The 26,814-nt window shown below is 53.4% G+C and carries 22 protein-coding genes; 12 read left to right on the top strand and 10 right to left on the bottom strand.

All coding sequences use genetic code 11. The features are described from left to right. Positions 1–72 precede the first annotated feature (72 nt). The 3 genes from NMC31_RS16085 to NMC31_RS16075 form a co-directional block, all read right to left on the bottom strand. The gene (locus NMC31_RS16085) at positions 73–909 is read right to left on the bottom strand and encodes an alpha/beta fold hydrolase (protein WP_253898467.1); all 837 of its coding nucleotides are present in this window, start codon (positions 907–909) and stop codon (positions 73–75) included. 390 nt (positions 910–1,299) lie between these two features. Further along, a complete protein-coding gene (locus NMC31_RS16080) occupies positions 1,300–2,403 on the bottom strand; it encodes a cobalamin-independent methionine synthase II family protein (protein ID WP_253898466.1) in 1,104 nt (367 codons plus the stop codon). Positions 2,404–2,552: 149 nt separating this feature from the next. Beyond that, complete coding sequence (locus NMC31_RS16075; RefSeq protein WP_253898465.1) at positions 2,553–2,921, bottom strand: hypothetical protein; 369 nt, start codon at positions 2,919–2,921, stop codon at positions 2,553–2,555. Between the two features lie 57 nt (positions 2,922–2,978). Between NMC31_RS16075 and uspE the strand changes: the two genes are divergently transcribed. Next, entirely contained in the window at positions 2,979–3,929 is a 951-nt protein-coding gene (gene uspE, locus NMC31_RS16070) for a universal stress protein UspE (RefSeq protein WP_149462590.1), read from the top strand. Positions 3,930–3,999: 70 nt separating this feature from the next. Here uspE and NMC31_RS16065 read toward each other — a convergent pair whose 3' ends face one another. The 3 genes from NMC31_RS16065 to pntA all read right to left on the bottom strand — a co-directional run bounded on the left by NMC31_RS16065 (position 4,000) and on the right by pntA (position 7,886). After that, the gene (locus NMC31_RS16065) at positions 4,000–4,188 is read right to left on the bottom strand and encodes a YdiH family protein (RefSeq protein ID WP_149462591.1); all 189 of its coding nucleotides are present in this window, start codon (positions 4,186–4,188) and stop codon (positions 4,000–4,002) included. 769 nt (positions 4,189–4,957) lie between these two features. Beyond that, a complete protein-coding gene (gene pntB, locus NMC31_RS16060; protein WP_253898464.1) occupies positions 4,958–6,346 on the bottom strand; it encodes a Re/Si-specific NAD(P)(+) transhydrogenase subunit beta in 1,389 nt (462 codons plus the stop codon). 10 nt (positions 6,347–6,356) lie between these two features. Further along, positions 6,357–7,886: a Re/Si-specific NAD(P)(+) transhydrogenase subunit alpha gene (gene pntA, locus NMC31_RS16055; protein ID WP_253898463.1), complete on the bottom strand. Its 1,530-nt coding sequence runs from the start codon at positions 7,884–7,886 to the stop codon at positions 6,357–6,359. Positions 7,887–8,407: 521 nt separating this feature from the next. On the opposite strand from pntA, the gene ydgH reads away from it, so the two are divergent. The 3 genes from ydgH to folM all read left to right on the top strand — a co-directional run bounded on the left by ydgH (position 8,408) and on the right by folM (position 11,673). Then, complete coding sequence (gene ydgH, locus NMC31_RS16045; RefSeq protein WP_149462594.1) at positions 8,408–9,358, top strand: DUF1471 family protein YdgH; 951 nt, start codon at positions 8,408–8,410, stop codon at positions 9,356–9,358. A 172-nt stretch (positions 9,359–9,530) separates the two neighbouring features. Further along, entirely contained in the window at positions 9,531–10,913 is a 1,383-nt protein-coding gene (locus tag NMC31_RS16040) for an amino acid permease (protein ID WP_253898462.1), read from the top strand. Positions 10,914–10,950: 37 nt separating this feature from the next. Next, entirely contained in the window at positions 10,951–11,673 is a 723-nt protein-coding gene (gene folM, locus NMC31_RS16035) for a dihydromonapterin reductase (RefSeq protein ID WP_253898461.1), read from the top strand. Here the strand turns inward: folM and NMC31_RS16030 are convergent. Continuing rightward, positions 11,670–12,005 (bottom strand): GlpM family protein, encoded by a 336-nt coding sequence (locus tag NMC31_RS16030; RefSeq protein WP_149462597.1) that lies wholly within the window; start codon positions 12,003–12,005, stop codon positions 11,670–11,672. The genes folM and NMC31_RS16030 overlap by 4 nt on opposite strands. Before the next feature lie 122 nt (positions 12,006–12,127). Between NMC31_RS16030 and rstA the strand changes: the two genes are divergently transcribed. From rstA to tus, 3 genes are all read left to right on the top strand, one after another. Further along, entirely contained in the window at positions 12,128–12,853 is a 726-nt protein-coding gene (gene rstA / locus NMC31_RS16025) for a two-component system response regulator RstA (RefSeq protein ID WP_253898460.1), read from the top strand. After that, positions 12,850–14,151: a two-component system sensor histidine kinase RstB gene (rstB, locus tag NMC31_RS16020; RefSeq protein ID WP_253898459.1), complete on the top strand. Its 1,302-nt coding sequence runs from the start codon at positions 12,850–12,852 to the stop codon at positions 14,149–14,151. Before rstA ends, rstB begins: the two co-directional genes overlap by 4 nt. A 74-nt stretch (positions 14,152–14,225) precedes the next feature. Further along, positions 14,226–15,158 (top strand): DNA replication terminus site-binding protein, encoded by a 933-nt coding sequence (gene tus, locus NMC31_RS16015; RefSeq protein ID WP_253898458.1) that lies wholly within the window; start codon positions 14,226–14,228, stop codon positions 15,156–15,158. On the opposite strand, the gene fumC is transcribed toward tus, so the two are convergent. Further along, positions 15,155–16,558 carry a class II fumarate hydratase gene (gene fumC, locus NMC31_RS16010; protein WP_253898457.1) on the bottom strand — a complete coding sequence of 468 codons (1,404 nt, stop codon included), beginning with the start codon at positions 16,556–16,558 and terminating at the stop codon, positions 15,155–15,157. The two genes, tus and fumC, sit on opposite strands and share 4 nt — an antisense overlap. 286 nt (positions 16,559–16,844) lie before the next feature. Further along, entirely contained in the window at positions 16,845–18,491 is a 1,647-nt protein-coding gene (gene fumA, locus NMC31_RS16005) for a class I fumarate hydratase FumA (protein ID WP_253898456.1), read from the bottom strand. A 212-nt stretch (positions 18,492–18,703) separates the two neighbouring features. Here fumA and manA point away from each other — a divergent pair, with 212 nt between their 5' ends. Both manA and NMC31_RS15995 read left to right on the top strand, forming a co-directional pair. Next, entirely contained in the window at positions 18,704–19,882 is a 1,179-nt protein-coding gene (manA, locus tag NMC31_RS16000; RefSeq protein WP_253898455.1) for a mannose-6-phosphate isomerase, read from the top strand. A 99-nt stretch (positions 19,883–19,981) separates the two neighbouring features. Continuing rightward, a complete protein-coding gene (locus NMC31_RS15995; protein WP_253898454.1) occupies positions 19,982–21,517 on the top strand; it encodes a YdgA family protein in 1,536 nt (511 codons plus the stop codon). Between the two features lie 127 nt (positions 21,518–21,644). Here the strand turns inward: NMC31_RS15995 and NMC31_RS15990 are convergent, their stop codons facing one another. Continuing rightward, positions 21,645–22,673, bottom strand: coding sequence for a Mal regulon transcriptional regulator MalI (locus NMC31_RS15990; RefSeq protein ID WP_253898453.1), 1,029 nt, complete (start codon positions 22,671–22,673; stop codon positions 21,645–21,647). 172 nt (positions 22,674–22,845) lie between these two features. On the opposite strand from NMC31_RS15990, the gene malX reads away from it, so the two are divergent. The 3 genes from malX to add all read left to right on the top strand — a co-directional run bounded on the left by malX (position 22,846) and on the right by add (position 26,775). Beyond that, the gene (malX, locus tag NMC31_RS15985) at positions 22,846–24,438 is read left to right on the top strand and encodes a maltose/glucose-specific PTS transporter subunit IIBC (protein ID WP_149462606.1); all 1,593 of its coding nucleotides are present in this window, start codon (positions 22,846–22,848) and stop codon (positions 24,436–24,438) included. Positions 24,439–24,504: 66 nt separating this feature from the next. Beyond that, positions 24,505–25,677 carry a MalY/PatB family protein gene (locus NMC31_RS15980; protein ID WP_253898452.1) on the top strand — a complete coding sequence of 391 codons (1,173 nt, stop codon included), beginning with the start codon at positions 24,505–24,507 and terminating at the stop codon, positions 25,675–25,677. 96 nt (positions 25,678–25,773) lie between these two features. Next, positions 25,774–26,775 carry an adenosine deaminase gene (add, locus tag NMC31_RS15975; protein WP_253898451.1) on the top strand — a complete coding sequence of 334 codons (1,002 nt, stop codon included), beginning with the start codon at positions 25,774–25,776 and terminating at the stop codon, positions 26,773–26,775. Positions 26,776–26,814 lie beyond the last annotated feature (39 nt).

The raw sequence follows: 26,814 nt of genomic DNA, 5'->3' as shown, positions 1-26,814 counted from the left end.
ATAAGGGAAGCATTTCGCTTCCCTTTTTTTATTCAGCCAGCAAACGCTGATAAGCGCAACACCATCAGGCAATTAGCCGCGAATAAACTTCAGGATATCCGCATTAATCACATCCGCATGCGTGGTGTGCATACCGTGCGGGTAACCTGGATAAATGCGTAGCGTGCTGTTGCTCAGCAGCTGGTCCTGCAAAATAGCCGCGTTTTTATACGGCACAACCTGGTCGTCATCGCCCTGAAGCACCAGCACCGGTACGGTGATCGCTTTCAGATCTTCCGTTTGATCGGTTTCTGAAAACGCTTTGATACCTTCATAATGCGCCTTGGCGCTACCGATCATCCCCTGACGCCACCAGTTCTGGATTGTCCCCTGAGACACTTGCGCGCCCTCACGGTTAAAACCGTAGAACGGGCCAGATGCGACGTCGAGATAAAACTGCGCGCGGTTCGCTGCCAGTGCTTTACGGAAGCCATCAAAAACTTCAACAGGCGTACCGCCCGGATTCGCCGCGGTTTTCACCATTAACGGCGGAACCGCGCTGACCAGAACGGCTTTCGCTACACGTCCCTGAGGCTGACCAAACTTCGCCACATAACGCGCCACCTGACCACCACCGGTTGAGTGCCCAACATGCACAGCATTATGCAGATCAAGATGTTCAACGACAGCTGAAGCGTCAGCAGCGTAGTGATCCATGTCGTGCCCTTCACTCACCTGGTCAGAACGGCCATGCCCACGACGGTCGATAGCGATAACCCGGAACCCTTCGGCGAGGAAAAACAGCATCTGGTTGTCCCAGTCATCAGCGCTTAACGGCCAACCATGATGGAAAACAATCGGTTGTGCCTCTTTCGGGCCCCAATCTTTGAAGAAAATGTTGACGCCATCTTGAGTCGTTACGAATGCCATAAATGAACCCCTTGTGTCGATTAACTGCCGTTAAAATAAAGTGGTACGCGGGAAGATGAAGGTATTGTCTATTAATACTCGCGTTTGCCCGTTGCAAAAAGTAGCGGGAAAGCGTTCAGGTCAGATGCAGTATAGTCGATGGGATATACGTTGTTAGGCTCTCTGCCATCTCTTTTATCGTGCCAACCTCTGTGGGTCTGGAACAAAGTTATCTTGCAGCCGCCGTTCTGTATATTCGTAAATAACTATCGGAATAATTATTTTAACCAACTCGAACTATGTCTGTTATATTAGTTGCATGGCTATTTCAACCGCATAATATTTTATAGGGTATTTCTTAAAAATAAAAAAGCCGCATCGCTGTGCGGCATCATGATATACAAGAGACAATTACCAGACCTGTTCTGCAATTTCAGTAATCAATTTAATTTTGTCCCACTGCTGCGCCTGCGTCAGGCTATTCCCTTCTTCCGTTGAAGCAAAACCACACTGCGGGCTGAGGCAAAGTTGATTTTTCGCCACATACTGAGATGCTTCCTCTAAGCGAGCCTTAATTCCTTCCGGGTTTTCCAGCTCACCATTTTTGGTCGTCACCAGCCCCAGCACGACCTGCTGGTGTCCTGGACGGACAAAACGCAGTGGTGCGAAATCCCCGGAGCGGTCATTGTCATATTCCAGGTAAAAAGCATCAACATTGACGCTGCCAAATAATATTTCCGCAACGGGCTCATAGCCACCCTCTGAAATCCAGGTTGAACGGAAATTACCCCGACAAACATGCAGGCCAATTATCAGGTCAGACGGTTTATTCTCCAGCGCATTATTAATCACGCGAGCATAAATACGTGCGAGTTCGTCCGGGTCTTCCCCCCGTTCGCGAATTTGCTGGCGTTGCGCGTCTGAACATAAATAGGCCCATACCGTGTCATCAAGCTGTAAATAACGACAACCGGCAGCATAGAACGCCTGAATCGCGTCGCGCCAGGTGGCCGCCAAATCGTCGAAATAAGCCTCGAGGTCAGGATAGACAGTGGCATCAATATCCTTACGACCACCACGGAAATGAAGCACACTGGGGCTTGGAATAGTCATTTTTGGCGTTGCGCGCCCGCTGACGCTTTTCAGATAACGGAAATCATTGAGCATCGGATGCTCACCAAAACCCAGTTTACCAATCACGCGAACCCCGTGCGCTTTGGTTTGCACGCCATTAAACTGAATGCCCTGCTGAGAGTCATAACGTTCGACGCCCTGAAGGCCATCGAAGAAGTCAAAGTGCCACCATGCGCGACGGAATTCCCCGTCGGTAACTATGTGCAGACCGCATGAGCATTGTTGTTCGACTACATGACGAATCGCCTCATCTTCCACCTGCCGTAACTGCTGTGCACTGATTTCACCCCGCGCAAATTGCTGGCGAGCGAGCTTAATGGTATCCGGACGTAAAAAACTACCCACGACATCGGCGCGGAAGGGAGCGTGTTGTTTGTGCATGTGATCTCCATGACGTCCAGTTAACCGTTGCTGAACGTGATTATTGATATTATAAATAAAGACTTCTGGATGGCCATACGTCCACCTTCACACAGACGGCGTTGACTGACAAACGAGGAAAATTCAGCATACATGAGGAAAATTCATGTTTATGTTTCCGAAAACATGCCAAAAAAGTGGATCTTGATCACAGTCAGCAGTACCTTAACCCGCTGTATCTGCGCGTTACACGCAGAAATAGTCATTGGGCCGCCGGGCCGGAAAATAAAAAGTTGGTTGTGGATATGAGTTTTGTTGTGCAATGGACCCTCGGTTGCATCGCGGTCGCATGGGTAATGAGAGCGTTTCTGCACGCGTAAATGCGGAAATATCAGGGTCGCAGCGATGCGGCCTTTTTGTTTCTCCAGGATGATCGCGTTTTTTCTCACTGCATTAATTCCCTTCAGATTTATCCTCCCGTCTTTATTAAATTTTCCTGATTTATTGATCTTGCGAAGGTTCTCCCCTGTTTCATTCACTCCATATGAGTTATCTTTTAAAGACGAACTGAGGTTACAGTTGTAAGGAGACCCTGTATGGCCAAGTATCAAAACATGCTGGTAGCCATCGATCCTAACCAGGACGATCAGCCCGCATTGCGGCGTGCCGTTTATCTACATCAACGGATTGGTGGCACCATAAAGGCATTTTTGCCTATCTATGATTTTTCGTATGAGATGACGACGCTGCTGTCCCCCGATGAGAGAACAGCGATGCGCCAGGGGGTCATTAGCCAACGTGCCGCATGGATCCGCGAACAGGCGAAATACTATATTGAAGCAGGCGTGCCGATTGAGATCAAAGTGGTTTGGCACAACCGTCCCTTTGAAGCCATCATCCAGGAAGTCATTAGCGGCAATCACGATTTACTGCTGAAGATGGCGCACCAGCACGACAAACTCGAATCTGTTATTTTTACCCCAACCGACTGGCACCTGCTACGTAAATGCCCATGCCCCGTGTGGATGGTAAAAGACCAACCGTGGCCTGAAGGCGGTAAAGCGCTGGTGGCGGTCAATCTGGCCAGCGAAGAGCCCTACCACAACGCCCTCAACGACAGACTGGTTAAAGAGACGCTGGAGCTGGCGGAACTGGTTAACCATACCGAAGTGCATTTAATTGGTGCCTATCCTGTTACGCCTATCAACATTGCCATTGAACTGCCCGATTTTGATCCGAGCGTATATAACGATGCGATTCGCGGTCAGCATCTGCTGGCAATGAAAGCGTTGCGTCAGAAATATGGTATCGATGAGAAGTTTACCCACGTCGAAAAAGGGCTGCCGGAGGAAGTCATCCCTGATCTTGCGGAGCATCTTGAAGCCGGTGTGGTCGTATTGGGTACGGTTGGTCGTACAGGACTTTCTGCGGCATTCCTTGGCAATACAGCGGAACAGGTTATCGATCACCTGCGCTGTGATTTGCTGGCGATAAAACCGAACGACTATGAAACACCTGTCGAACTGGATGACGACGAAGACGATTAATGGATAACGTTGTGGTCTGAAACAATAAACCCGCCATCTCGGCGGGTTTATTTTTTGCAGTTACGCTGCATTAATGAATACCGTAACGCCAGGCAAGGTCGATCTCTTCTTTCAGCTCGAGGGAAGAAAGCGCCATCAGGTCGGCAAATTCTAATTCCAGCTGTTTCAGTTTTTTGAGGTATTGCGCGGGCGTGAGCACAGCGGTATCACGACGAAGATATTCAATAGCCAACTGTGCGGGGGTCAATTCGGTATCCATAGAAGCCTCTGTTTTTGAATGAACCTGTGAAGTATATCACATTGCAGTGTCTGTTTTTTGACCAAAAGCAATCCTGAGCAAAAAAACCGTCCCCCGTAAGGGATAATGCTGGTCAGTTAAGCGTAAAGTTCCGTTCACTTTACGTTTTGCGCTACATGTAACATCAGCATCAGTGAACGGGCAAAGGGGGTCAACCGCGACCCCCTTCGCAATCCCCGCGGCCCCGCGGGGAAATCGGTGCTTCGCACTACGCTCTCCTCCGAACTCCAGCCTGCGGCACGGCGAAACTCGACGTCCTGTCTCGGTTCGCCTCAGTCCGCCATCCATGGCGGACTGACCTTGTCTTCCATTCTCCGGCTCGCCGATTTCCAGCGGGGACTCGTCGGTTTCAGATACATTGGTTTTTGCTGTTAACTTAAAGGCCGCACCGCCGTTGGTGGCGTCAAAATCGCCGAAGCGTTCCCTGAAGGCCGGGGCAGCCCACATGGATGTGGGCTGAGGGCGCGGCTTTACAGGGATGTTACCTCGCGCCCGCCCCGAAAGCCGTAAGGGATAAGCTGAGGGAACCGCGAAGCGGCGATTTTTCCGCCAAAGCCCGGGGGTGCAGGGGGCGGCGGCGATTGGCCGCCCCCTGCGTGCTCCCTGCGCCTGCACGATTTATATGGCATGGAGCCAGACAGGAGCGCAACGGGAAGATGCTCTGAAAAGTGAATCGACCCTTAACTGACCAGCATTACCCCCGTAAGGGACGGCTTACCAGAGATGATATTTACAGAGATTTCAGAATCGCATCGACGCTGGCTTTCGCATCACCAAACAGCATGTGCGTGTTCTCTTTAAAGAACAGCGGGTTCTGTACGCCTGCATAACCGGTGTTCATAGAGCGTTTGAAGACGATAACATTCTGCGCCTTCCAGACTTCCAGAACTGGCATGCCCGCGATTGGACTCTTCGGATCGTCCTGCGCCGCCGGGTTAACGGTGTCGTTAGCGCCGATGACCAGCACGGTGTCAGTGTCACTGAAGTCGTCGTTGATTTCGTCCATTTCCAGCACGATGTCATACGGCACTTTGGCTTCCGCCAGCAGGACGTTCATGTGACCAGGTAAACGGCCGGCAACCGGGTGAATACCAAAACGAACCTTGATCCCGCGCGCACGCAGTTTTTCGGTAATTTCCGCCACCGGATATTGCGCCTGCGCCACTGCCATACCATAGCCCGGGGTGATGATAACTGAATGCGAATTCTTCAGCATGTCAGCCGTCTCTTCCGCGTTAATTTCACGGTATTCACCCATCTCTTCGTCGCCACCGGTAGAAGACCCGTCGGAGCCGAAACCGCCTGCAATCACGCTAAAGAACGATCGGTTCATCGCTTTACACATGATGTACGACAGAATCGCACCGGAAGAACCGACCAGCGCGCCGGTAACGATAAGCAGGTCGTTGCTGAGCATGAAGCCCGCCGCCGCTGCCGCCCAACCGGAATAGGAGTTCAGCATCGACACCACAACCGGCATATCCGCCCCGCCGATGGACGCCACCAGATGCCAGCCAAAAGCCAGCGCGATAGCGGTCATGATAACCAGCACCAGCCCCTGAAGGCCGACGCTTTCCGTGCGAACAAAGACTACCAGCAGCAGGAAGGAGACCACCAGTGCCGCCAGATTCAGCTTATGGCGATTCGGTAACATCAACGGTTTAGACGAGATTTTGCCGCACAGTTTACCGTAAGCGACCACCGAACCGGTGAACGTTACCGCACCGATAAAGATCCCCAGGAACACCTCCGTCAGGTGAATGTTCACCAGAATCTGTTCCTGACCGGCATCGTGATGCAGGTAGCTGTTAAAGCCCACCAGTACCGCAGCCAGACCTACGAAGCTGTGCAGAATCGCCACCAGCTCTGGCATTTCGGTCATTTCGACTTTCTTCGCCAGACGGATACCAATCGCCCCGCCGATCGCCATCGCGATAATAATCCACACCACATTGTGTGTGTCCGGCCCGAAGATAGTGGCGATCAACGCAATCGCCATCCCCGTGATACCAAACGTGTTTCCCTGTTTGGATGTCTCGTGCTTTGAAAGCCCGGCAAGACTGCAAATAAACAGGATTGCGGCAACAATGTATGCAGCAGTAACTAATCCTCCAGACATGTGTTACCCCTTAGTTCTTCCGGAACATTTTCAGCATGCGCTGAGTGACGGTGAATCCACCAAAAATATTAATGCTGGCGATCAGCACCGCGATAAAGCTCAGGAAGCTTACCCAACCACCGTCGCCAATTTGCAGCAACGCGCCGACAACGATAATCCCCGAGATGGCGTTCGTCACCGACATCAGTGGCGTATGCAGCGCATGCGAGACGTTCCACACCACGTAGTAACCCACCACGCAGGAGAGCGCAAAGACGGTAAAGTGGCCGAGGAACTCTTTTGGCGCGACGTTGGCCAGCCAGCCAAACAGAATAATCGCAAGGGCAATCAGGGCGTATTTTCGCCACGGGGAGACAGGTTTTTCCGGCTCTTTTGGCGCTTCCACGGTTTTCGTGGCGGCCTGAGGCTGAGCAGACACCGTAATCGGCGGCGCAGGCCAGGTAACTTCACCTTCGCGTATCACCGTCACGCCACGCACGACAACGTCTTCGAAATCGATGGTAATGGAACCATCTTTCTCTTTGCACAGCAGTTTCAACAAGTTCAGCAGGTTAGTTCCGTAAAGCTGAGACGATTGCGTCGGCAGACGGCCTGGCAGATCGGTATAGCCAATGACTTTTACGCCGCCTGCAGTGGTCACCACTTGATTCGCGATCGTATATTCGCAGTTACCGCCATTTTGCGCCGCAAGGTCAACAATCACGCTACCCGGCGTCATGGAGTCAACCATTTCACGAGTGATGAGCTTGGGTGCCGGTTTGCCTGGAATCAATGCGGTGGTGACAATAATATCGACTTCTTTCGCCTGTGCGGCGAAGAGCGCCATTTCCGCTTTGATAAACGCTTCAGACATCACTTTGGCGTAGCCATCCCCGCTGCCCGCTTCTTCTTTGAAGTCGAGCTCAAGGAACTCTGCGCCCATACTCTGCACCTGTTCTTTCACTTCAGGACGAGTATCGAAGGCGCGCACAATCGCGCCAAGGCTGTTGGCTGCGCCAATTGCCGCCAGACCCGCGACGCCTGCACCAATCACCATCACTTTTGCCGGTGGTACTTTACCTGCAGCGGTGATTTGCCCGGTAAAGAAACGACCGAATTCGTGCGCAGCTTCGACAATCGCGCGATACCCGGCGATATTCGCCATCGAGCTCAGGGCATCCAGCGACTGCGCGCGCGAAATACGTGGCACGGAGTCCATCGCCATCACGTTAATACTGCGGGCGGCCAGTTTTTCCATTAATTCCGGATTCTGTGCCGGCCAGATAAAGCTAATCAGCGTCGTGCCAGGATTAAGCAGCGCAATTTCTTCTTCCAGCGGCGCGTTGACTTTCAGAATAACGTCGGCATGCCAGACGTTATCACCGTCGACAATTTCCGCGCCCGCCTGAGTAAACGCATCGTCCTCAAAACTCGCCAGTTTACCCGCGCCGCTTTCCACCGCCACGCTGAAGCCAAGTTTTAGCAGTTGTTCCACCGTTTTCGGTGTTGCCGCCACTCGCGTCTCCTGGGGCCACCTCTCTTTTGGTACACCAATACGCATAGTTTTCCCTTCCATCGGTTTTTAATGATGGTTTGCCGTCATACCAGGCCAGAACCACTGGCGCAATAAACATACAGTGGTTCACCAACCCAAAAATAAAACAGTAACAAACTTTCTATAACCTACTGAAAATACCCGTTGTGATCTACAACCTGAAAACACTATTTTTGATTTTATGCAGGAAAAATTACTTTGCATACGCAGGTCAGGGATATTTACCTGAAATTGATAGCCAGGCCTGATAATTCGCTTAAGCGAAGCGGCAAAACATGATTTTTCGCCACAATGATGAAGCGATTTAACAATATATTAACTTGAAAAAGTGATATCGATGACCCGCTTTTCCGGTCAACAGCTTGTTTTTTCAACATATCGCAAAAAGTTATGCAAATCCGTTATCCGCTTTACGACTGATGTGAAAAATCACGCAGACAGTGAGTCGAATTAAATGCAATAATCATCGGGTTTTCAGTCAACAACAACACCAGTACCTGGTTTGCGCAAGGCGAAGGATTATTTTTATGAAGCTTAAGAACACTCTCCTCGTGTCCGCTCTGTTGTCTGCCGCGGCTGTGTCCGCTCACGCAGCGACAGAATTGACGCCGGAGCAAGCAGCCGCACTGAAACCTTACGACCGTGTCGTGGTTACCGGCCGCTTTAATGCCATTGGCGATGCCGTTCAGGCTGTTTCCCGTAAAGCAGATAAAGAAGGCGCAGCCTCTTTTTATGTGGTCGATACCTCAGACTACGGTAATGGGGGGAATTTGCGTGTGACGGCAGATCTCTATAAAGACGATGCCGCCAAAGCCGATGCCCCGAAAAATCGCATCATTAACGGTGTGATGGAACTACCAAAAGATCAGGCCGTCACCCTCGAACCGTACGATACCGTCACTATTCAGGGCTTCTATCGCAGCCAGCCGGAAGTGAACGACGCCATCACCAAAGCGGCGAAAGCCAAAGGGGCGTATTCCTTCTATATCGTGCGTCAGGTTGATGCCAACCAGGGCGGCAACCAGCGCATCACCGCATTCATCTATAAAGAAGATGCGAAGAAACGCGTTTTGCAAAGCCCGGATGCCATCCCGGCTGATTCTGAAGCCGGGCGTGAAAAACTGGCTAAAGGCGGTGAAGAAGCCAAAACGGTGGAAATTCCAGGCGTGGCAACCTCTGCTTCCGTGGGCGCAGGTACCGGCGTAGGCCGCTTCTTCGAAACCCAGTCATCAAAAGGTGGACGTTACACTGTCACGCTGCCGGATGGCACTAAAATTGAAGAGCTGAATAAAATCACGGCCGCGCAGATGATTCCGTTCGATAGCGTGAAGTTTACCGGCAACTACGGCAACATGTCTGAAGTCTCCTATCAGGTTGCCAAACGCGCAGCCAAAAAAGGCGCGAAGTACTACCATATTACGCGTCAGTGGCAGGAACGTGGTGGTAACGTCACCATCAGCGCCGACCTCTACAAATAAACCTGGTTGTGCAGAAAGGCGGCGCTTGCCGCCTTTTTTACGCTTTTACGTCTGAACTCATTGCATGCATTCCCCACACTCCGTAAAATCCCGCGCCTGGCGCAATCTTCCATGTTTATGCGATTTCGCCAAATAAATATTCTGCTTTGATGTCGTTTACAACAGGATCCTCATGGAAAAGAAACTCGGCCTTAGCGCCCTGACCGCCCTCGTTTTAAGCTCCATGCTCGGCGCGGGTGTTTTCAGCCTTCCACAGAATATGGCGGGCGTCGCCAGTCCGGTTGCGCTGCTTATTGGCTGGGCCATTACCGGCGTTGGGATCCTGTTTCTGGCGATTGCGATGTTAATTCTGACCCGTATTCGCCCTGACCTGGATGGCGGCATTTTTACCTACGCCCGCGAAGGCTTCGGTGAACTGATTGGTTTTTGCTCTGCATGGGGTTACTGGCTGTGTGCGGTCATCGCTAACGTCTCTTATCTGGTTATCGTCTTCTCTGCGCTGAGTTTCTTTACCGATACCCCTGAACTTCGCCTCTTTGGTGACGGCAATACCTGGCAATCAATCGTCGGTGCCTCGGTTCTGCTGTGGATCGTTCACTTCCTGGTATTGCGCGGCGTACAAACGGCGGCGGGCATTAATCTTGTCGCGACGCTGGCAAAACTGGTACCGCTCGGGCTATTTATCGTTCTCGCCGCTATAGCCTTCAAAATGGACACGTTCACCCTTGATTTTACCGGCGTGGAGCTGGGCGTACCGGTGTGGGAGCAGGTGAAAAATACCATGCTCATCACCCTGTGGGTGTTCATCGGCGTGGAAGGCGCAGTGGTGGTTTCTGCGCGCGCGCGTAACAAAAAGGATGTGGGTCGCGCCACGCTACTGGCGGTCCTTTCCGCTCTCGGGGTTTATCTGCTGGTGACGCTGCTGTCGCTGGGCGTGGTTGCGCGCCCGGAACTGGCCGAGATGCGTAACCCATCGATGGCGGGGTTGATGGTAAAAATGATGGGCTCATGGGGCGAAATCGTCATCGCCGCCGGGTTGATTGTTTCCGTTTGCGGCGCTTATCTGAGCTGGACGATTATGGCGGCGGAGGTGCCGCTGCTGGCCGCGACGCACAAAGCTTTCCCGCGCGTGTTTGCCCGTCAGAACGCCAACAATGCGCCGTCGGCATCACTTTGGCTGACCAACATCAGCGTGCAGGTCAGCCTGGTGCTGATCTGGCTGACAGGCTCTGATTACAATACACTGCTGACCATCGCCTCCGAGATGATTCTGGTACCCTATTTCCTCGTTGGCGCGTTTCTGCTGAAAATTGCCACCCGACCGCTGCATAAAGCCGTGGGTATCGGCGCGTGCATTTATGGCTTATGGTTACTGTATGCTTCAGGGCCGATGCATCTGCTGTTATCCGTTGTGCTCTACGCGCCGGGGTTGCTGGTATTTATCTACGCACGCCGCACCCATGTCGATAATGTGCTGTTGAAACGTCGCGAACTGGCATTGATTGGCTTATTACTGATTGCCGCTATCCCGGCGACATGGTTATTGGTGGGGTAAACGACGTACCTCATCGTTAAACGATAAGGAGACGACGATGGGAGAGACGCTTTCGCGCCCCATTCTCATTACCGGCGCAGGCCGTCGCATCGGCCTGGCGCTGGCCCACCATTTGCTCAATCAGCAGCAACCGGTGATTGTCAGCTACCGAACCCACCTTCCTGCCATTGATGTGCTGGAGAAAGCCGGCGCGCAGTGTATCCAGGCTGATTTTTCGACCGATGGCGGTATTATCGCTTTTGCCGAAGAGGTCAAAAAAAACTGTCGCGGCCTGCGCGCGGTGATTCACAACGCCAGCGCATGGGTACCCGAAAGCCCTCGCCAGCCACTAAGCGACGTGATGCACGCCATGATGCAGGTACACGTTAATGCCCCTTATCTGCTGAACCATGCGCTGGAAAGCCTGCTGCGTGGTCATGGGCACGCCGCCAGCGATATTATTCACTTTACCGATTACGTGGTGGAACGCGGCAGCGATAAGCATATCGCTTACGCTGCCAGCAAAGCGGCGCTCGACAATATGACCCGTTCGTTTGCCAAAAAACTGGCGCCGGAAGTCAAAGTGAATGCCATCGCGCCGTCGCTGATCCTGTTTAATGAAACCGACGACGCAGCGTATCGCCAGCAGGCACTGAATAAATCTCTGATGAAAATCGCCCCTGGCGAGAAAGAGATAATCGATTTGGTCGATTACCTGCTAACCAGTTGCTACGTGACCGGGCGCACCTTTGCCGTCGACGGCGGTCGGCCGCTTGCTTAATGGAAGCGGCTCCAGACCAAAATTAACAGCCAGGCGCTCAGGCTCCAGCACACCACCGCCCCGGCGAGCGCCAGGGGCAGTCGCATAAAACCGGTGAAATACCACAGCGACAGCAAATAGATAAAGTAAGGAATGATTGACCACATGCCGAAAACAATGGTGGCGCGCAGCGCTTCTGTGCCGCGCTCGGTGGCGACAATGTAGTGCGCGATCATCGCAAAGGTAGGAAACAGCGGGATTAACCCGGCAATGTAGTAATTTTTTGTTTTTGCCAAAATCCCTATCAGCAAGACAACCAGCGCCCCCAACAGCGCCTTAATCAGCAGTGCCATTTTTCTTCAGCCAACCAACAAGATGTGTTCGCAGCATAGCTGAATTTATGTTGTTTATGAATGATTAATGGAAGGCTACGCACTGCGGGTGTATGTTAATTCTTTTAAGCACATCTGAGCACATGAACAAGATCGTTTTCGTAGAGGATGATCCAGACGTTGGCGCCCTGATCGCCGCGTATCTGGCAAAGCACGATATGGATGTTGTGGTCGAACCGCGCGGCGATACTGCCGAAGCAGCCATTGCCCGAGAGCAACCCGATCTCGTTCTGTTGGATATTATGCTACCCGGTAAAGATGGCATGACGCTTTGCCGTGACCTGCGCGGTCAGTATCTGGGCCCGATCGTTTTGCTCACCTCGCTCGACAGCGATATGAACCACATTCTGGCGCTTGAAATGGGTGCCAGCGATTACATTCTGAAAACGACCCCGCCCGCCGTGTTGCTCGCTCGCGTACGTCTGCATCTGCGCCAGCATGCGCCTTCCGCTGCCGGAATTGCCCCACAACCCGCCATGACGGCGCATAAAGCGATGAGCTTTGGCACGTTGTCCATCGACCCGGTTAACCGTCAGGTCGAACTGAGTGGTGAATCCATTGCGCTTTCTACTGCCGATTTTGACCTGCTGTGGGAGCTTGCGACACATGCGGGGCAAATTATGGACCGCGACGCGCTGCTGAAAAACCTGCGTGGGGTCAGCTACGATGGCATGGACCGCAGCGTTGACGTGGCGATTTCACGGCTGCGTAAAAAGTTGCTGGATAGCGCGACAGAACCTTATCGGATTAAAACGGTCCGCAATAAAGGCTATTTGTTTGCCCCACACGCCTGGGATAACCGATCGTGAAAAAACTGTTCGTGCAGTTTTACCTTCTACTGTTTGTCTGCTTTCTGGTGATGACCATGCTGGTTGGGCTGGTGTATAAATTCACTGCGGAACGTGCAGGCCGACAATCGCTGGACGATTTGATGAAAAGCTCGCTTTATCTGATGCGTAGCGAACTGCGCGAAATCCCGCCGCGTGACTGGAGTAAAACGTTAAAAGAGCTGGATCTTAACCTCTCTTTTGATTTGCGCATTGAGCCACTGAATAAATTCCACCTCGCTGAAGTATCGATGAAACACCTGCGCGAAGGCGATATCGTCGCGCTCGACGATCAGTACACCTTCATTCAACGTATTCCTCGCAGCCATTATGTGTTGGCGGTCGGCCCGGTGCCCTATCTCTATTTTCTGCATGAGATGCGGCTGTTCGATGTGGCGCTAATGGCGTTTATTGCCATCTCACTGGCCTTCCCGGTATTTATTTGGATGCGCCCGCACTGGCAGGATATGTTGCGCCTCGAGAGCGCCGCACAGCGTTTTGGCGAGGGCCATCTTGGCGAACGCATCCATTTTGACAGTACGTCGAGCTTTGAGCGCTTAGGCGTGGCCTTTAACCAGATGGCTGATAATATCAACGCGCTGATTGCCAGTAAGAAACAGCTTATCGACGGGATCGCCCACGAACTGCGTACGCCGCTGGTACGGTTGCGTTATCGTCTGGAGATGAGTGAGAACCTGAGCGCAAGTGAATCTCAGGCGCTGAATCGCGATATTAGCCAACTGGAAGCGCTGATTGAAGAACTGCTGACCTACGCCCGCCTGGACCGCCCACAAACCGAGCTGTCTCTCACCACGCCTAACCTGCCCGTATGGATTGCATCGCATGTAGAAGATGTTCAGGCTGTCACGCCCGAGCGTACACTTTCGGTGAAGCAACTGATGCCCGGTGACTATGGCGCACTGGATATGCGCCTGGTGGAGCGCGTGCTGGATAATCTGATCAACAATGCCCTGCGTTACAGCAAGAAGCAGATTCACATCAGCCTGATGCTTGAGGGCAGCCGTGCCTGTTTACGCGTAGAAGATGATGGCCCCGGTATCGCCCCCTCAGAACGGGAACGTGTTTTTGAGCCGTTTGTCCGCCTTGACCCCAGCCGCGATCGTGCCACCGGCGGCTGCGGTTTAGGTCTGGCAATTGTGCACTCCATTGCGGTGGCAATGGGCGGTGAGGTTCGCTGCGACGCGAGCGAACTGGGCGGCGCGAACTTCAGCTTTCATTGGCCCGTTTATCATCACATCACCTTTCCCCCCGCTGCCTGACGCTGATTTGCACGGAGCCTGATACCCGGCTATAGTGCTAAAATCAAAAAGTATGTTGTAACTAAGGTGGTAAAATGGCTGACTATGATCTTGTTGAACGGCTGACCAGCACATTTCGTCAGCTTGAGCGTGAATTGATCGCAGTGCGCGAACAACTCGCCGAATGCCGTTTGCTGGCCGCCCGCATTTTTGAACTGCCGGAGGTCCGTAAACAGGACGAGCACGCCCCGCTTTCGGAAATTCAGGTCGTGCAGCATATTGGTAAAACGGCGCTGGCCATGGCGCTGTCGCACTTTGGGCACATGTTTATCCAGCAGCAGTCGGAAACCCGCAGCAGTAAGGCCGCCGTGCGGCTTCCGGGTGCCATTTGCCTTCACGTGACAACGTCACAACATGAAGCACTGCGCGAGCGAATTTTGCGCGTGAATGCCCTTAAAGCCGCGTTTGAGAAGATCATAACCGTGGATTCCGGACTCCCTTCTGTCGCCCGCTTTGACTGGGTACATCGTCATCTACCGGGGCTTATCACCCTCAATGCCTACCGCACGCTGACTTTGCTTGATGACCCCAGCACCATACGATTCGGCTGGGCAAATAAACATATCATCAAGAATTTAACCCGCGATGAGGTGCTGGCTCAGCTGGAAAAAAGCCTACAATCGCCGCGCGCCGTCCCGCCGTGGACGCGCGAACAGTGGCAGGCGAAGCTGGAGCGGGAGTATCAGGACGTGGCGGCGCTGCCACAAAAGGCACGGCTCAAAATTAAACGCCCAGTGAAGGTACAACCGATTGCCCGCGTGTGGTACGCGGGAGATCAAAAACAGGTGCAGTATGCCTGCCCTGCACCGCTGATTGCGTTGGTTTCCGGGCAAGGTGCCGTCAGCGTGCCCGATTTAGGCGAGTTGCTAAACTATGATGCAGATAACGTACAGTATCGCCATAAACCGCAGGCGCAGCCGCTGCAGTTGATTATACCTCGGCTGCACCTGTGGCTGGCGACCGATTAAGCTTTCGCAGACATGCTGCCAACCATGGCTTCAGGGCGAACCCAGTTGTCAAACTCGGCTTCCGTGAGGTAACCCAATGACAGCGCGGAGGCTTTGAGCGTGAGCCCCTCCTTATGCGCTTTCTTGGCGATCTCAGCGGCTTTGTCATAGCCAATATGCGTATTGAGCGCGGTAACCAGCATCAGCGATTCATTGAGCAACTGATTAATACGCTCGCGATTTGGTTCAATGCCCACCGCACAGTGCTCGTTAAAGCTTTCCATGCCGTCTGCCAGCAAGCGAATAGATTGCAGGAAATTATGAATGATCATTGGACGATAGACGTTCAGTTCAAAGTTGCCCGATGCCCCGCCCAAGTTGATGGCGACATCGTTGCCCATCACCTGACAGCACAGCATAGTCATCGCTTCACACTGAGTCGGGTTGACTTTACCCGGCATGATGGAAGAACCAGGCTCATTCTCCGGAATAGCAATTTCACCGATACCGCAGCGCGGGCCAGACGCCAGCCAGCGTACATCGTTGGCGATTTTCATCAGCGACGCCGCTAAGCCTTTCAACGCGCCATGGGCGTGAACCAGTGCATCACAGGTGGCGAGCGCTTCGAATTTATTGGGCGCAGTGATAAACGGCTGATGGGTAAACTCCGCCAGTTCTTTCGCCACGCGTACCGCATATTCGGGATGCGTATTCAGCCCGGTACCGACCGCCGTACCCCCCAGCGCCAGCTCGCTGACGTGCGCCAGGCTGAGCTCAATATGCTTCAGATTATGTTCCAGCATTGCCACCCAGCCTGAGAATTCTTGTCCCAGCGTTAACGGCGTGGCGTCCTGTAGATGGGTACGGCCAATTTTGACGATATCCTGGAAGGCATCTGATTTCTGCTTCAGCGTTTCTTTTAGCGCATTGAGTTGTGGGATCAGATGTTCACGCAAGCCAATCAGCGCCGCGACATGCATTGCCGTCGGGAATACATCGTTTGAGCTCTGGCTTTTGTTTACATCGTCGTTAGGATGAACTTTACGCTCCATACCACGCACGCCGCCCAGCAGTTCGCTCGCGCGGTTAGCCAGTACCTCATTCATGTTCATGTTGGTCTGCGTACCAGAACCGGTTTGCCAGATAGCCAGCGGAAATTCATCAACATGCTTGCCTGCCAGCACTTCATCCGCCGCGCGGATAATGGCCTCTGCTTTATCCGCCGACAGCAGGCCTAAATCCTGGTTTACCTTCGCCGCTGCACGCTTGGTGAGCGCCAGAGCGGAGATCAGCGAGACCGGCATTTTCTCCGTAGAGATGCGAAAATGCTCCAGCGATCGTTGGGTTTGTGCGCCCCACAGTTTATCAGCAGGCACATCAATGGGGCCCATTGAATCATTCTCGCGGCGTGTCGTTGTCATTACTTTCTCCTTGATTACAAAGTGATTGTGAAGTGACATTGCTCATGCAAACCAGGTTTTAATTATGGAAGGTTTTACGTCTTTGATGGTAAAGAACCGCCTCGTGTGGCGATCAGATTGCTGACAACGTGCGCGTTGTTTTGCCGGATGCGGCGCAAACGCCTTATCCGGCCTACAAAATTATGCAAATTTAACAGATTGCAGAAAACCTGTAGGCCTGATAAGCGTAGCGCATCAGGCAATATTGCGTTTGCCATCAGCTTCACCGCCCCGTAGGGCGGCTAACTCATTTCACGCAGCGGGTGCATTGTGAGGCCTGAATCTGCTGGAAGAAATCATTTCCCTTATCATCGACAAGGATGAATGCCGGGAAGTCTTCAACTTCAATTTTCCAGATGGCTTCCATCCCCAGTTCAGGATATTCCACACATTCCAGGCTCTTGATGCTGCTTTGCGCCAGCACCGCCGCCGGGCCGCCGATGCTGCCCAGGTAGAAACCGCCGTGCTTGTGGCACGCGTCCGTGACCTGCTGGCTACGGTTGCCTTTTGCCAGCATGATCATGCTGCCGCCGTGCGACTGGAGTTGGTCAACGTAGGAATCCATACGCCCTGCGGTGGTCGGGCCAAGTGAACCCGAGGCATAACCCTCCGGCGTTTTTGCCGGGCCAGCGTAGTAAATCGGATGATCTTTAATGTACTGCGGCAGGCCTTCACCGCTGTCCATGCGCTCTTTCAGTTTCGCGTGCGCGATATCGCGCCCTACGATAATGGTGCCGGAAAGCGACAAACGCGTGGAAACCGGATATTGCGACAGTTGCTTGAGGATTTCGCTCATCGGGCGATTCAGGTCAACTTTTACCGCTTCGCCCTCGCCCGCTTTACGCAGCGATTCCGGAATGTACTTCCCTGGATTGCTCTCCAGTTTTTCAATCCAGATCCCGTCACGGTTAATTTTGGCCTTGATGTTACGGTCAGCCGAACAGGAGACGCCCATACCCACCGGGCAGGATGCGCCGTGACGTGGCAGACGGATCACGCGGATGTCGTGAGCAAAGTATTTGCCACCAAACTGCGCACCCAGGCCAAGGTTTTGCGCTTCAATCAGCAACTCTTTTTCGAGTTCGATATCGCGGAACGCCTGGCCGTGCTCGTTCCCCTCCGTCGGCAGGCCATCGTAATATTTGGTCGAGGCCATTTTCACGGTTTTCAGCGTCGTTTCGGCAGAAGTACCGCCAATGACGAACGCAATGTGATACGGCGGACAGGCCGCCGTACCCAGGGTACGCATTTTCTCAACCAGATAATTTTTCAGTTTCGCCGGGGTGATCAGCGCTTTGGTTTCCTGGTAAAGATAGGTTTTGTTAGCGGAACCGCCGCCCTTCGCCACGCACAGGAACTTGTATTCATCGCCATCGACGCTGTAGAGATCGATCTGCGCCGGCAGGTTGGTCCCTGTGTTCACTTCTTTGTACATGTCCAGCGGGGCGTTTTGCGAGTAGCGCAGGTTATCTTCAATAAAGGTGTCATACACCCCGCGCGACAGCGCCGCTTCATCACCGCCGCCGGTCCACACGCGTTGGCCTTTTTTCCCGACAATAATCGCCGTGCCGGTGTCCTGACAGGTTGGCAGAATGCCTTTAGCGGCGATATCAGAGTTACGCAGGAACTGAAGCGCAACGTACTTGTCATTTCCGCTGGCTTCCGGGTCGCTGAGGATATCGGCAACCTGCTGTTGGTGCGCAGGACGGAGCATGAAAGAGGCATCGTGGAAAGCGTGTTTGGCGAGGAGCGTCAGGGCTTGCGGGTCAACTTTCAGCACTTCCTGGCCGGCAAACTCTTCCACGCTAACGTAATCGGAACTGAGGAGGTAATACTCGGTTTCATCCTTTTTCAGTGGAAAAGGATCCTGATAGTAAAAAGGTTTATTCGACATTGTATTCTCACTTACTGCTTCAGGTGATGTTTTCGTAGGGCAAACATGCAGAGCACATATCCATTTGCCCGGCTCAAAAGCGAGTCACCTTATCGTACACAATTTTTTAACAAAAACTGAGACTAGTACGACTTTTTATTTTTCCGGTGACGCCATAGCGCATTTATTGCTTTAATACCGCCAAAGAATCCACATTGATACAGGGCTTGATAATGCAAAAACTCATCAACTCAGTGCAAAACTATGCCTGGGGCAGTAAAAGTGCGTTAACGGAACTCTACGGCATCGCCAACCCGGACAATCTGCCCATGGCAGAACTCTGGATGGGCGCACATCCTAAGAGCAGCTCAAAAATCACCGATAATCAGGGAACCGTACGTTCACTGCGCGACGTGATTGACGCCGACAAAGCCACGCTTTTAGGCCAGAAGGTCGCCGATCGTTTTGGCGAGCTGCCGTTCTTGTTTAAGGTGCTGTGCGCCGCGCAGCCGCTTTCGATTCAGGTACATCCGAATAAACGCGCCTCGGAAATTGGCTTTGCCAAAGAGAATGCAGCGGGTATCGCCATGGATGCGCCTGAACGTAACTACAAAGATCCGAACCATAAGCCGGAGCTGGTCTTTGCCCTGACGCCTTTCCTGGCGATGAACGCGTTTCGCGAATTCAGCGAGATTGTTTCACTGTTGCAACCCGTCGCCGGGGCGCATACCGCCATTGCCCATTTCCTCGAACAGCCAAGCGGCGAGCGTCTGAGCGCCCTTTTCGCCAGCCTGCTGAATATGCAGGGCGAAGAGAAAACACGCGCACTGGCAATCCTGCGCTCCGCGCTGGCGAGCCAGCAAGGCGAGCCGTGGCAGACCATCCGCGTCATTTCAGAATTTTACCCGGACGACAGTGGCTTGTTCTCACCCCTGCTGCTGAATGTGGTGAAACTCAAGCCGGGCGAAGCGATGTTCCTGTTTGCCGAAACGCCGCACGCCTACCTTCAGGGTACCGCGCTGGAAGTAATGGCCAACTCCGATAACGTGCTGCGCGCCGGGCTGACGCCGAAATACATTGATATTCCGGAACTGGTGGCAAACGTGAAGTTTGAGGCCAAACCGGCGGCGGAGCTGCTCACCCAACCGGTGAAAAATGGTCCGGAACTGGACTTCCCGATCCCGGTCGATGACTTTGCATTTTCGTTGCACGATCTCAGCACGCAGCCAACGGCTATCGCCCAGCAGAGCGCCGCGATCCTGTTCTGCCTGGAAGGTGAAGCTGTCCTGAGTAAAGGCGAAGAATCCCTCACCCTGAAGCCAGGCGAATCCGCGTTTATCAGCGCGGCAGAATCACCGGTTCAGGTGAGCGGCAACGGCAAACTGGCGCGGGTCTATAATAAGCTGAAGTAAATACTGAAGTTTTAGCGTGGGCTTGCTAATCTTAAACACAGCCTTATGACATAACCGGGCGATATGATTTCGCCCGGTTTCATTTTATGGATAAATACTATGAAAAAATCGCTGGTCGCTGTTGGGGTTGTGGTTGCGTTAGGGGTTATCTGGACAGGTGGGGCCTGGTACACCGGGAAACAGCTGGAAAGTCGTTTTGCGGACATGGTGGCGCAGGCTAATGCCCAACTGAAACGTACCGCACCGGAAGCAGGCCTGGAGCTGAGCTATCAGGATTACCAGCGCGGCATCTTTAGCAGCCAACTGAAAATGGTGGTTAAGCCGATTGCCGGCGCAGATAAAGCCCTGCTCAAACCGGGCCAAAGTGTCGTGTTTAACGAAGATGTTGACCACGGCCCGTTCCCGCTGGCAGCGTTAAAACGATTTAATCTCGTTCCGTCTATGGCCTCGGTGAATACCACTCTGGTGAACAATGACGTGACCAAACCGTTGTTTGATATCGCCAAAGGTGAAACGCCGTTTGTGGTAGATACCCGTATCAGTTACGGCGGAGATACCCACTCAGCTATCAATCTCAAACCGCTGAACTATGAAAAAGACGCTGAAAAAGTGGCCTTCAGCGGTGGTGATTTTGAGCTTTCAGCAGACCGTGAAGGTAACGTTGTGTCGCTTACCGGCGAAGCCGAAAGCGGCCTCGTCAATGCAGTCAACGAATATAATCAGAAGGTTCAACTCACCTTTAACAACCTGAAAACCGAAGGCAGCAGCAAACTGGCGAGCTTCGACGAGCGCATTGGCAACCAGAAAATCAGCCTCGATAAAGTGGCGGTTTCTGTAGAAGGTAAAGAGCTGACCGTTCTGGAAGGTATGACGCTGGATGGCAAATCCGACCTTTCTGCTGATGGCAAGAAAGTGAACAGCCAACTCGATTACGCCGTTAACAGCCTGAAGCTGCAAAGTCAGGATATGGGGAGCGGCAAACTGACGCTGAAAGTCGGCAATATCGATGGTCAGGCGTGGCACCAGTTCAGCCAACAGTATAATGCGCAGGCGCAGGCACTGCTGGCTCAGCCAGAACTGCAAAGTAACCCGGAACTGTACCAGGAAAAAATTACCGAAGCGTTCTTCAGTGCCCTTCCGTTGCTGCTGAAAGGCGATCCGTCCATTACCGTTGCGCCGCTGAGCTGGAAAAACGCCAAAGGTGAAACCAGCCTGAATCTGTCATTGCTGCTCAAAGACCCCGCGCAGGCTACACAACCGGTGCAAACGCTGGCGCAGCAAGTGGACACACTGGTGAAATCGCTGGATGGCAAACTGGTTATCCCGATGGATATGGCGACCGAATTTATGACCCAGATTGCGAAGCTGGAAGGTTATCAGCAGGAAGAAGCTGAGAAACTGGCCAGCCAACAGGTGAAAGGTTTTGCCGCGATGGGGCAGATGTTCCGTCTGACCACCACGAATGACAACCAGGTGACCTCAAGCCTGCAGTACGCTAACGGCCAGGTGACGCTGAACGGCAATAAAATGCCGCTGGACGACTTTGCGGGAATGTTTGGTTTGCAGGCGCCAGCCATTCAGGAGAGTGAACCGCAGCCGCCAGTCACGCCGAGTGAACCGGCTCCGGCACAGTAAACAGCTTGCACTTTGTTCTTGCCGGATGCGGCGTAAACGCCTTATCCGGCCTACAAAACAGTGCAAATTCAATACATTGCAGAAATCATGTAGGCCTGATAAGCGCAGCGCATCAGGCATTTTCGTACTATTTTCTTGCCACCAGCCTTGGCGGCATAATCACATTGCGGGTTGACGTCTGCCCGGTCTCAATACGCTGTAAAATTCGCTCCGCCACGCTTTCACCCATCTCACGCGCCGGGGTAGTCACCCAGGTTAGCGGCACGTCATCTAACGCACTTTCCGGCACTTCGGCAAACGCCGCAAGTGTAACGCGTTGGTCAAAATAGCTCTCGACGCTGCCTTCACCACTTTGTCGCCCGCCGCGCATCAGGCCGAACCAGGCCCCCATGGCGATCACATTGTTGTAGCACAGCACCGCAGTGATGGTCGGGTTATGGCGCAATAACGACGTTATGGCTTCAGCCGCCTGCTTCTGGCTGGATTCGCACTCAACAACCCATTCACTGTGAAACGGCAGGCCGTACTTAATGAGCGTTGAGCAATAGCCGCCCACCCGTTCGGCACGCGTTAACGACGCGCTCTGCCCACCCAGCCAGGCAATACGCTGATGCCCACGGCGAATGAGATCTTCGGTCACCACCTGCGCCGCCTGCATGTTATCGGGGCGAATTAAATCCACCTCATCGAGATAACTCGCACGAGAAGCGAACACCAGTGGAATATTCGACGCATCCGCTTTCTCGCGCAGCTCGCTGGCTTGATCCACCGACCCGGCAATCACCACGCCATCCACGCCCTGCGCCACCAGCGCATCAAAACGCGCCAGCATGTTCTCGCCTTTGCGGCCGCTTTGGGTCAGAAAAACCATTTTGCCTTGTGATTCCAGCGACGCCGTCAGCCCGGCGGTCAGCTCCGCATAAAACGGTGACGACAGCGAGCCGACAATCAGCCCAATGACGCCGGTTTGCCCGCCGCGCAGAGACACCGCCTGACGATTACGCACAAAGCCCAACTGGTCGATGGCCTGATATACCCGTTCACCGGTCGCGCTGGAGATCCGCCCTTTTCCGCTAAGTACCAGTGAGACCGTACTCACCGATACGCCAGCCGCCAGCGCGACATCATTGATCGTGACTTTTTTTGCAATTGCCATAAGGACTGGCGATTCCTTTTAAGTGATCGATAAAACGTTTTACCTAATAAGATACTTTATAAACGTTATCATCATTTCATTATGTGATTTCTCTCGCACTAAAATTGGGTAAAACGTTTTATCTTGCGCTCCACAACATCTTCAACCCATTTTTTGTACAAGGAGTCGTTCGATGACGACCAGAGCAGCACAAAAAGTCACATTGTGGGAGTTCTTTCAACAGCTTGGCAAGACATTCATGCTTCCTGTCGCCCTGCTGTCTTTCTGTGGGATCATGCTGGGGATCGGCAGCTCCCTTAGCAGCCATGACGTCCTCACGCTTTTGCCATGGCTCGACACCCCGTTCCTGCAGGCGCTCTTTATTTGGATGAGCAAAGTGGGTTCTTTCGCGTTTAGCTTCCTGCCGGTGATGTTCTGTATCGCCATTCCGCTGGGGCTGGCGCGTGAAAACAAAGGCGTTGCCGCCTTCGCCGGTTTTGTCGGCTACGCGGTCATGAACCTGGCGGTCAACTTCTGGCTGACGGCTAAAGGCATCCTTCCCACCACCGATGCCGCAGTTCTGAAAGCCAACAACATCCAGAATATCCTGGGTATTCAGTCTATCGACACCGGTATTCTTGGCGCAGTGATCGCCGGGATCATCGTCTGGCTGCTGCATGAACGTTTCCACACCATCCGCTTGCCGGATGCGCTGGCGTTCTTTGGCGGTACCCGATTTGTGCCAATTATCACCACCGTCGTCCTGGGGCTGGTTGGCCTGGTGATCCCGCTGATTTGGCCAGTGTTCGCGATGGGTATCAACGCGCTGGGTCACGTTATCAACAGTGCGGGCGACTTTGGCCCAATGATCTTTGGTACCGGCGAACGTCTACTGCTGCCGTTTGGTCTGCACCACATTCTGGTCGCGCTGATTCGCTTTACCGAAGCTGGCGGCACGATGGATGTCTGCGGTCACTCTGTCAGCGGTGCATTGACCATCTTCCAGGCACAGTTAAGCTGCCCGGATACCCACGGCTTCTCCGAAAGCGCCACTCGCTTCCTGTCGCAGGGTAAAATGCCTGCCTTCCTCGGCGGCCTGCCGGGTGCGGCACTGGCGATGTACCACTGTGCTCGCCCGGAAAACCGTCACAAAATTAAAGGTCTGTTGATTTCCGGCGTCATTGCCTGCGTCGTGGGCGGCACCACTGAACCACTGGAATTCCTGTTCCTGTTCGTCGCACCGGTGCTGTACGTTATCCACGCGCTGCTGACTGGCCTGGGCTTCACCATGATGGCGATTCTTGGCGTCACCATTGGCAACACTGACGGCAACGTTATCGACTTCGTGGTCTTCGGTATTCTGCACGGCCTCTCCACCAAATGGTATATGGTACCGGTGGTGGCTGCGGTGTGGTTCGTCGCCTACTACGCGATTTTCCGCTTCGCCATTACCCGCTTTAACATCAAAACGCCGGGGCGTGATATTGAAAGCAGCAGCGCCGTCGAAAAAGCGGTCACCGGGACTATCGGCAAATCCGGTTACAACACTCCGGCGATTCTTGCGGCACTCGGTGGGTCTGAAAACATTGTCTCTCTTGATAACTGCATCACCCGCCTGCGTTTGTCCGTCGAGGATATGTCAAAAGTCGATGTTGAAGCGCTGAAAGCGAACCGCGCGATTGGTGTCGTACAGCTTAACCAGCATAACCTGCAAGTGGTGATCGGGCCGCAGGTGCAATCCGTGAAAGATGAGATTGCGGTGCTGATGAATACCGTTCAGGCATAAAACGCCCTTTGCCCCTGCCGCTCGCAGGGGCAAAATAGCATCCTCGCTAACAGTTAAGGATTTCACATGTTTGACTTCTCAACGGTGATAGACCGGCATGGCACATGGTGTACCCAGTGGGATTATGTTGCCGACCGTTTTGGTGACGCCGACCTCCTTCCGTTCACCATCTCCGATATGGATTTCGCCACCGCCCCCTGTATTCTTGATGCGCTGACTCAACGCCTGGCACACGGCGTATTTGGTTACAGTCGCTGGAAAAACGATGAGTTTCCCCCCGCCATCGTGCACTGGTTCGCCCGCCGTTTTCATAGCGTGATCGACCGGGAGAGTATTGTTTATGGGCCATCCGTCATCTATATGGCGGCAGAGATGATTCGCCAGTGGTCCGCGCCTGGTGAGGGCGTTGTGGTACACACACCCGCGTATGACGCCTTCTTCAAAACCATTTCCGGTAATCAACGAACAATTGTTGGCGTACCGCTGGAGAAAGTCGATAACCAGTGGTTCTGCGATATGGCAAAGCTGGAAGCGGCCCTGGCGCAGTCACAAAACAAAATTCTGCTGCTGTGCAGCCCGCATAACCCTACAGGGAAAGTGTGGACGCGCGATGAACTGAACACAATGGCTGAACTGTGTGAGAAACATGGTGTGCGGGTCATTAGCGATGAAATCCACATGGATATGGTGTGGGGCAACCACCAGCATACTCCGTGGTGCGACGTGGCGCGAAGCCCATGGGCGCTGTTCACATCGGGTTCAAAAAGCTTCAATATTCCGGCCTTTACCGGGGCCTATGGTTTGATAGCCGATGAAACCGCGCGCAACGATTATCTGTTTGCACTGAAAAGCCGCGACGGCCTCTCTTCCCCTTCGGTACCGGCACTGGTGGCGCACATCGCGGCCTACCGCGAAGGCGAGCCGTGGCTGGATGCTCTGCGCAGCTATTTACAGGATAATATGCGTTACATCGCAAAGACGCTGAATACCGCATTCCCGGAGCTAAGCTGGGCGATGCCGGAGTCCACGTATCTGGCATGGGTCGATTTACGTCCATTAAACCTTGACGACCAGGCGCTACAGGATGTGCTGATCAAACAACAAAAAGTGGCGATCATGCCCGGCTATACCTATGGACAGGAAGGTAACGGTTTTATTCGCCTTAACGCCGGCTGCCCTCGTTCCAAATTAGAGCAAGGCGTCGAGCGTTTGATCGCAGCGATCAAAACGTTACGTTAACGAATTTGCGCAATGATAATTTTCGTTGCGCAAATAGCTTTTTGCAGTGAAATGTTTTTATAATAGCGCGCACTTAATCTAATAAAGAGTGCGACCATGATTGATACTACGCTCCCCCTCACTGACATTCATCGCCACCTTGATGGCAATATTCGCGCCCAAACTATTCTCGATCTTGGCCATCAGCACAACTTAACCCTTCCTGCGTCCAGCCTTGAAGCATTAATACCACATGTGCAGGTCACCAGTAATGAGCCTGACCTGGTAAGCTTTCTAAGCAAACTCGACTGGGGCGTCAAAGTCCTTGCCGACCTCGATGCCTGTCGCCGGGTGGCTTACGAGAACATCGAAGATGCCGCCAACAACGGGCTGCACTATGTCGAACTGCGTTTCTCGCCGGGCTATATGGCGATGACGCATCAACTTCCGGTTGAGGGCGTAGTGGAAGCCGTGATCGCTGGTGTGCGTGAAGGCTGTCGCGATTTCAACGTTGAGGCACGTTTGATTGGCATTATGAGCCGCACCTTTGGTGAAACCGCCTGCCTGCGCGAACTGGATGCCCTGTTGGCGCATCGCGAGGGGATTACCGCGCTGGATCTGGCGGGTGACGAACTTGGTTTTCCGGGGAGCCTGTTCCTTAGCCATTTCAACCGCGCGCGCGATGCGGGGCTGCGCATTACCGTACACGCAGGCGAAGCCGCTGGCCCGGAAAGCATCTGGCAGGCCATTCGGGAGCTGGGCGCAGAACGTATCGGTCACGGCGTCAAAGCCGTCGAAGACCCCGCGCTGATGGAATTTTTAGCGAAACAGCGCATCGGCGTGGAATCCTGCCTGACATCGAACATCCAGACCAGCACCGTACCATCGCTGGCCCAGCATCCGCTGAAAACCTTCCTGGAACATGGCGTGCTGGCGAGCATCAACACCGATGATCCTGCAGTTCAGGGCATTGATATTCAACATGAATATCGCGTTGCAGCACCGGCAGCCGGGCTGACGCCAGCGCAAATTCGTCAGGCGCAAATCAACGGGCTTGAAATCGCTTTCCTGTCGGAAACCGAAAAAGCCGCACTGCGCGCACGCGTACAAGGCGCATAAAAGAACGGGCGCACAGCGTGTGCTGCGCGCCCGTTCTTT

This window comes from Pseudocitrobacter vendiensis, assembly GCF_943590815.1.
In the GTDB taxonomy this organism is placed as follows: Bacteria; Pseudomonadota; Gammaproteobacteria; order Enterobacterales; family Enterobacteriaceae; genus Pseudocitrobacter; species Pseudocitrobacter vendiensis.
Note: the sequence above shows the minus strand (reverse complement) of the source record. Positions and strands in the feature narration are given on the sequence as shown.

What these genes read in the sequence shown, in the direction of transcription:
- add (WP_253898451.1), top strand. Translation starts at nt 25,774, where the DNA reads ATGATTGATACTACGCTCCCCCTCACTGACATTCATCGCCACCTTGAT.
- fumC (WP_253898457.1), bottom strand. Translation starts at nt 16,558, where the DNA reads ATGACAACGACACGCCGCGAGAATGATTCAATGGGCCCCATTGATGTG.
- NMC31_RS16085 (WP_253898467.1), bottom strand. Translation starts at nt 909, where the DNA reads ATGGCATTCGTAACGACTCAAGATGGCGTCAACATTTTCTTCAAAGAT.
- NMC31_RS15995 (WP_253898454.1), top strand. Translation starts at nt 19,982, where the DNA reads ATGAAAAAATCGCTGGTCGCTGTTGGGGTTGTGGTTGCGTTAGGGGTT.
- ydgH (WP_149462594.1), top strand. Translation starts at nt 8,408, where the DNA reads ATGAAGCTTAAGAACACTCTCCTCGTGTCCGCTCTGTTGTCTGCCGCG.
- NMC31_RS15990 (WP_253898453.1), bottom strand. Translation starts at nt 22,673, where the DNA reads ATGGCAATTGCAAAAAAAGTCACGATCAATGATGTCGCGCTGGCGGCT.
- NMC31_RS16080 (WP_253898466.1), bottom strand. Translation starts at nt 2,403, where the DNA reads ATGCACAAACAACACGCTCCCTTCCGCGCCGATGTCGTGGGTAGTTTT.
- uspE (WP_149462590.1), top strand. Translation starts at nt 2,979, where the DNA reads ATGGCCAAGTATCAAAACATGCTGGTAGCCATCGATCCTAACCAGGAC.
- folM (WP_253898461.1), top strand. Translation starts at nt 10,951, where the DNA reads ATGGGAGAGACGCTTTCGCGCCCCATTCTCATTACCGGCGCAGGCCGT.
- pntB (WP_253898464.1), bottom strand. Translation starts at nt 6,346, where the DNA reads ATGTCTGGAGGATTAGTTACTGCTGCATACATTGTTGCCGCAATCCTG.
- manA (WP_253898455.1), top strand. Translation starts at nt 18,704, where the DNA reads ATGCAAAAACTCATCAACTCAGTGCAAAACTATGCCTGGGGCAGTAAA.
- NMC31_RS16040 (WP_253898462.1), top strand. Translation starts at nt 9,531, where the DNA reads ATGGAAAAGAAACTCGGCCTTAGCGCCCTGACCGCCCTCGTTTTAAGC.
- NMC31_RS15980 (WP_253898452.1), top strand. Translation starts at nt 24,505, where the DNA reads ATGTTTGACTTCTCAACGGTGATAGACCGGCATGGCACATGGTGTACC.
- fumA (WP_253898456.1), bottom strand. Translation starts at nt 18,491, where the DNA reads ATGTCGAATAAACCTTTTTACTATCAGGATCCTTTTCCACTGAAAAAG.
- rstA (WP_253898460.1), top strand. Translation starts at nt 12,128, where the DNA reads ATGAACAAGATCGTTTTCGTAGAGGATGATCCAGACGTTGGCGCCCTG.
- NMC31_RS16065 (WP_149462591.1), bottom strand. Translation starts at nt 4,188, where the DNA reads ATGGATACCGAATTGACCCCCGCACAGTTGGCTATTGAATATCTTCGT.
- tus (WP_253898458.1), top strand. Translation starts at nt 14,226, where the DNA reads ATGGCTGACTATGATCTTGTTGAACGGCTGACCAGCACATTTCGTCAG.
- NMC31_RS16030 (WP_149462597.1), bottom strand. Translation starts at nt 12,005, where the DNA reads ATGGCACTGCTGATTAAGGCGCTGTTGGGGGCGCTGGTTGTCTTGCTG.
- malX (WP_149462606.1), top strand. Translation starts at nt 22,846, where the DNA reads ATGACGACCAGAGCAGCACAAAAAGTCACATTGTGGGAGTTCTTTCAA.
- pntA (WP_253898463.1), bottom strand. Translation starts at nt 7,886, where the DNA reads ATGCGTATTGGTGTACCAAAAGAGAGGTGGCCCCAGGAGACGCGAGTG.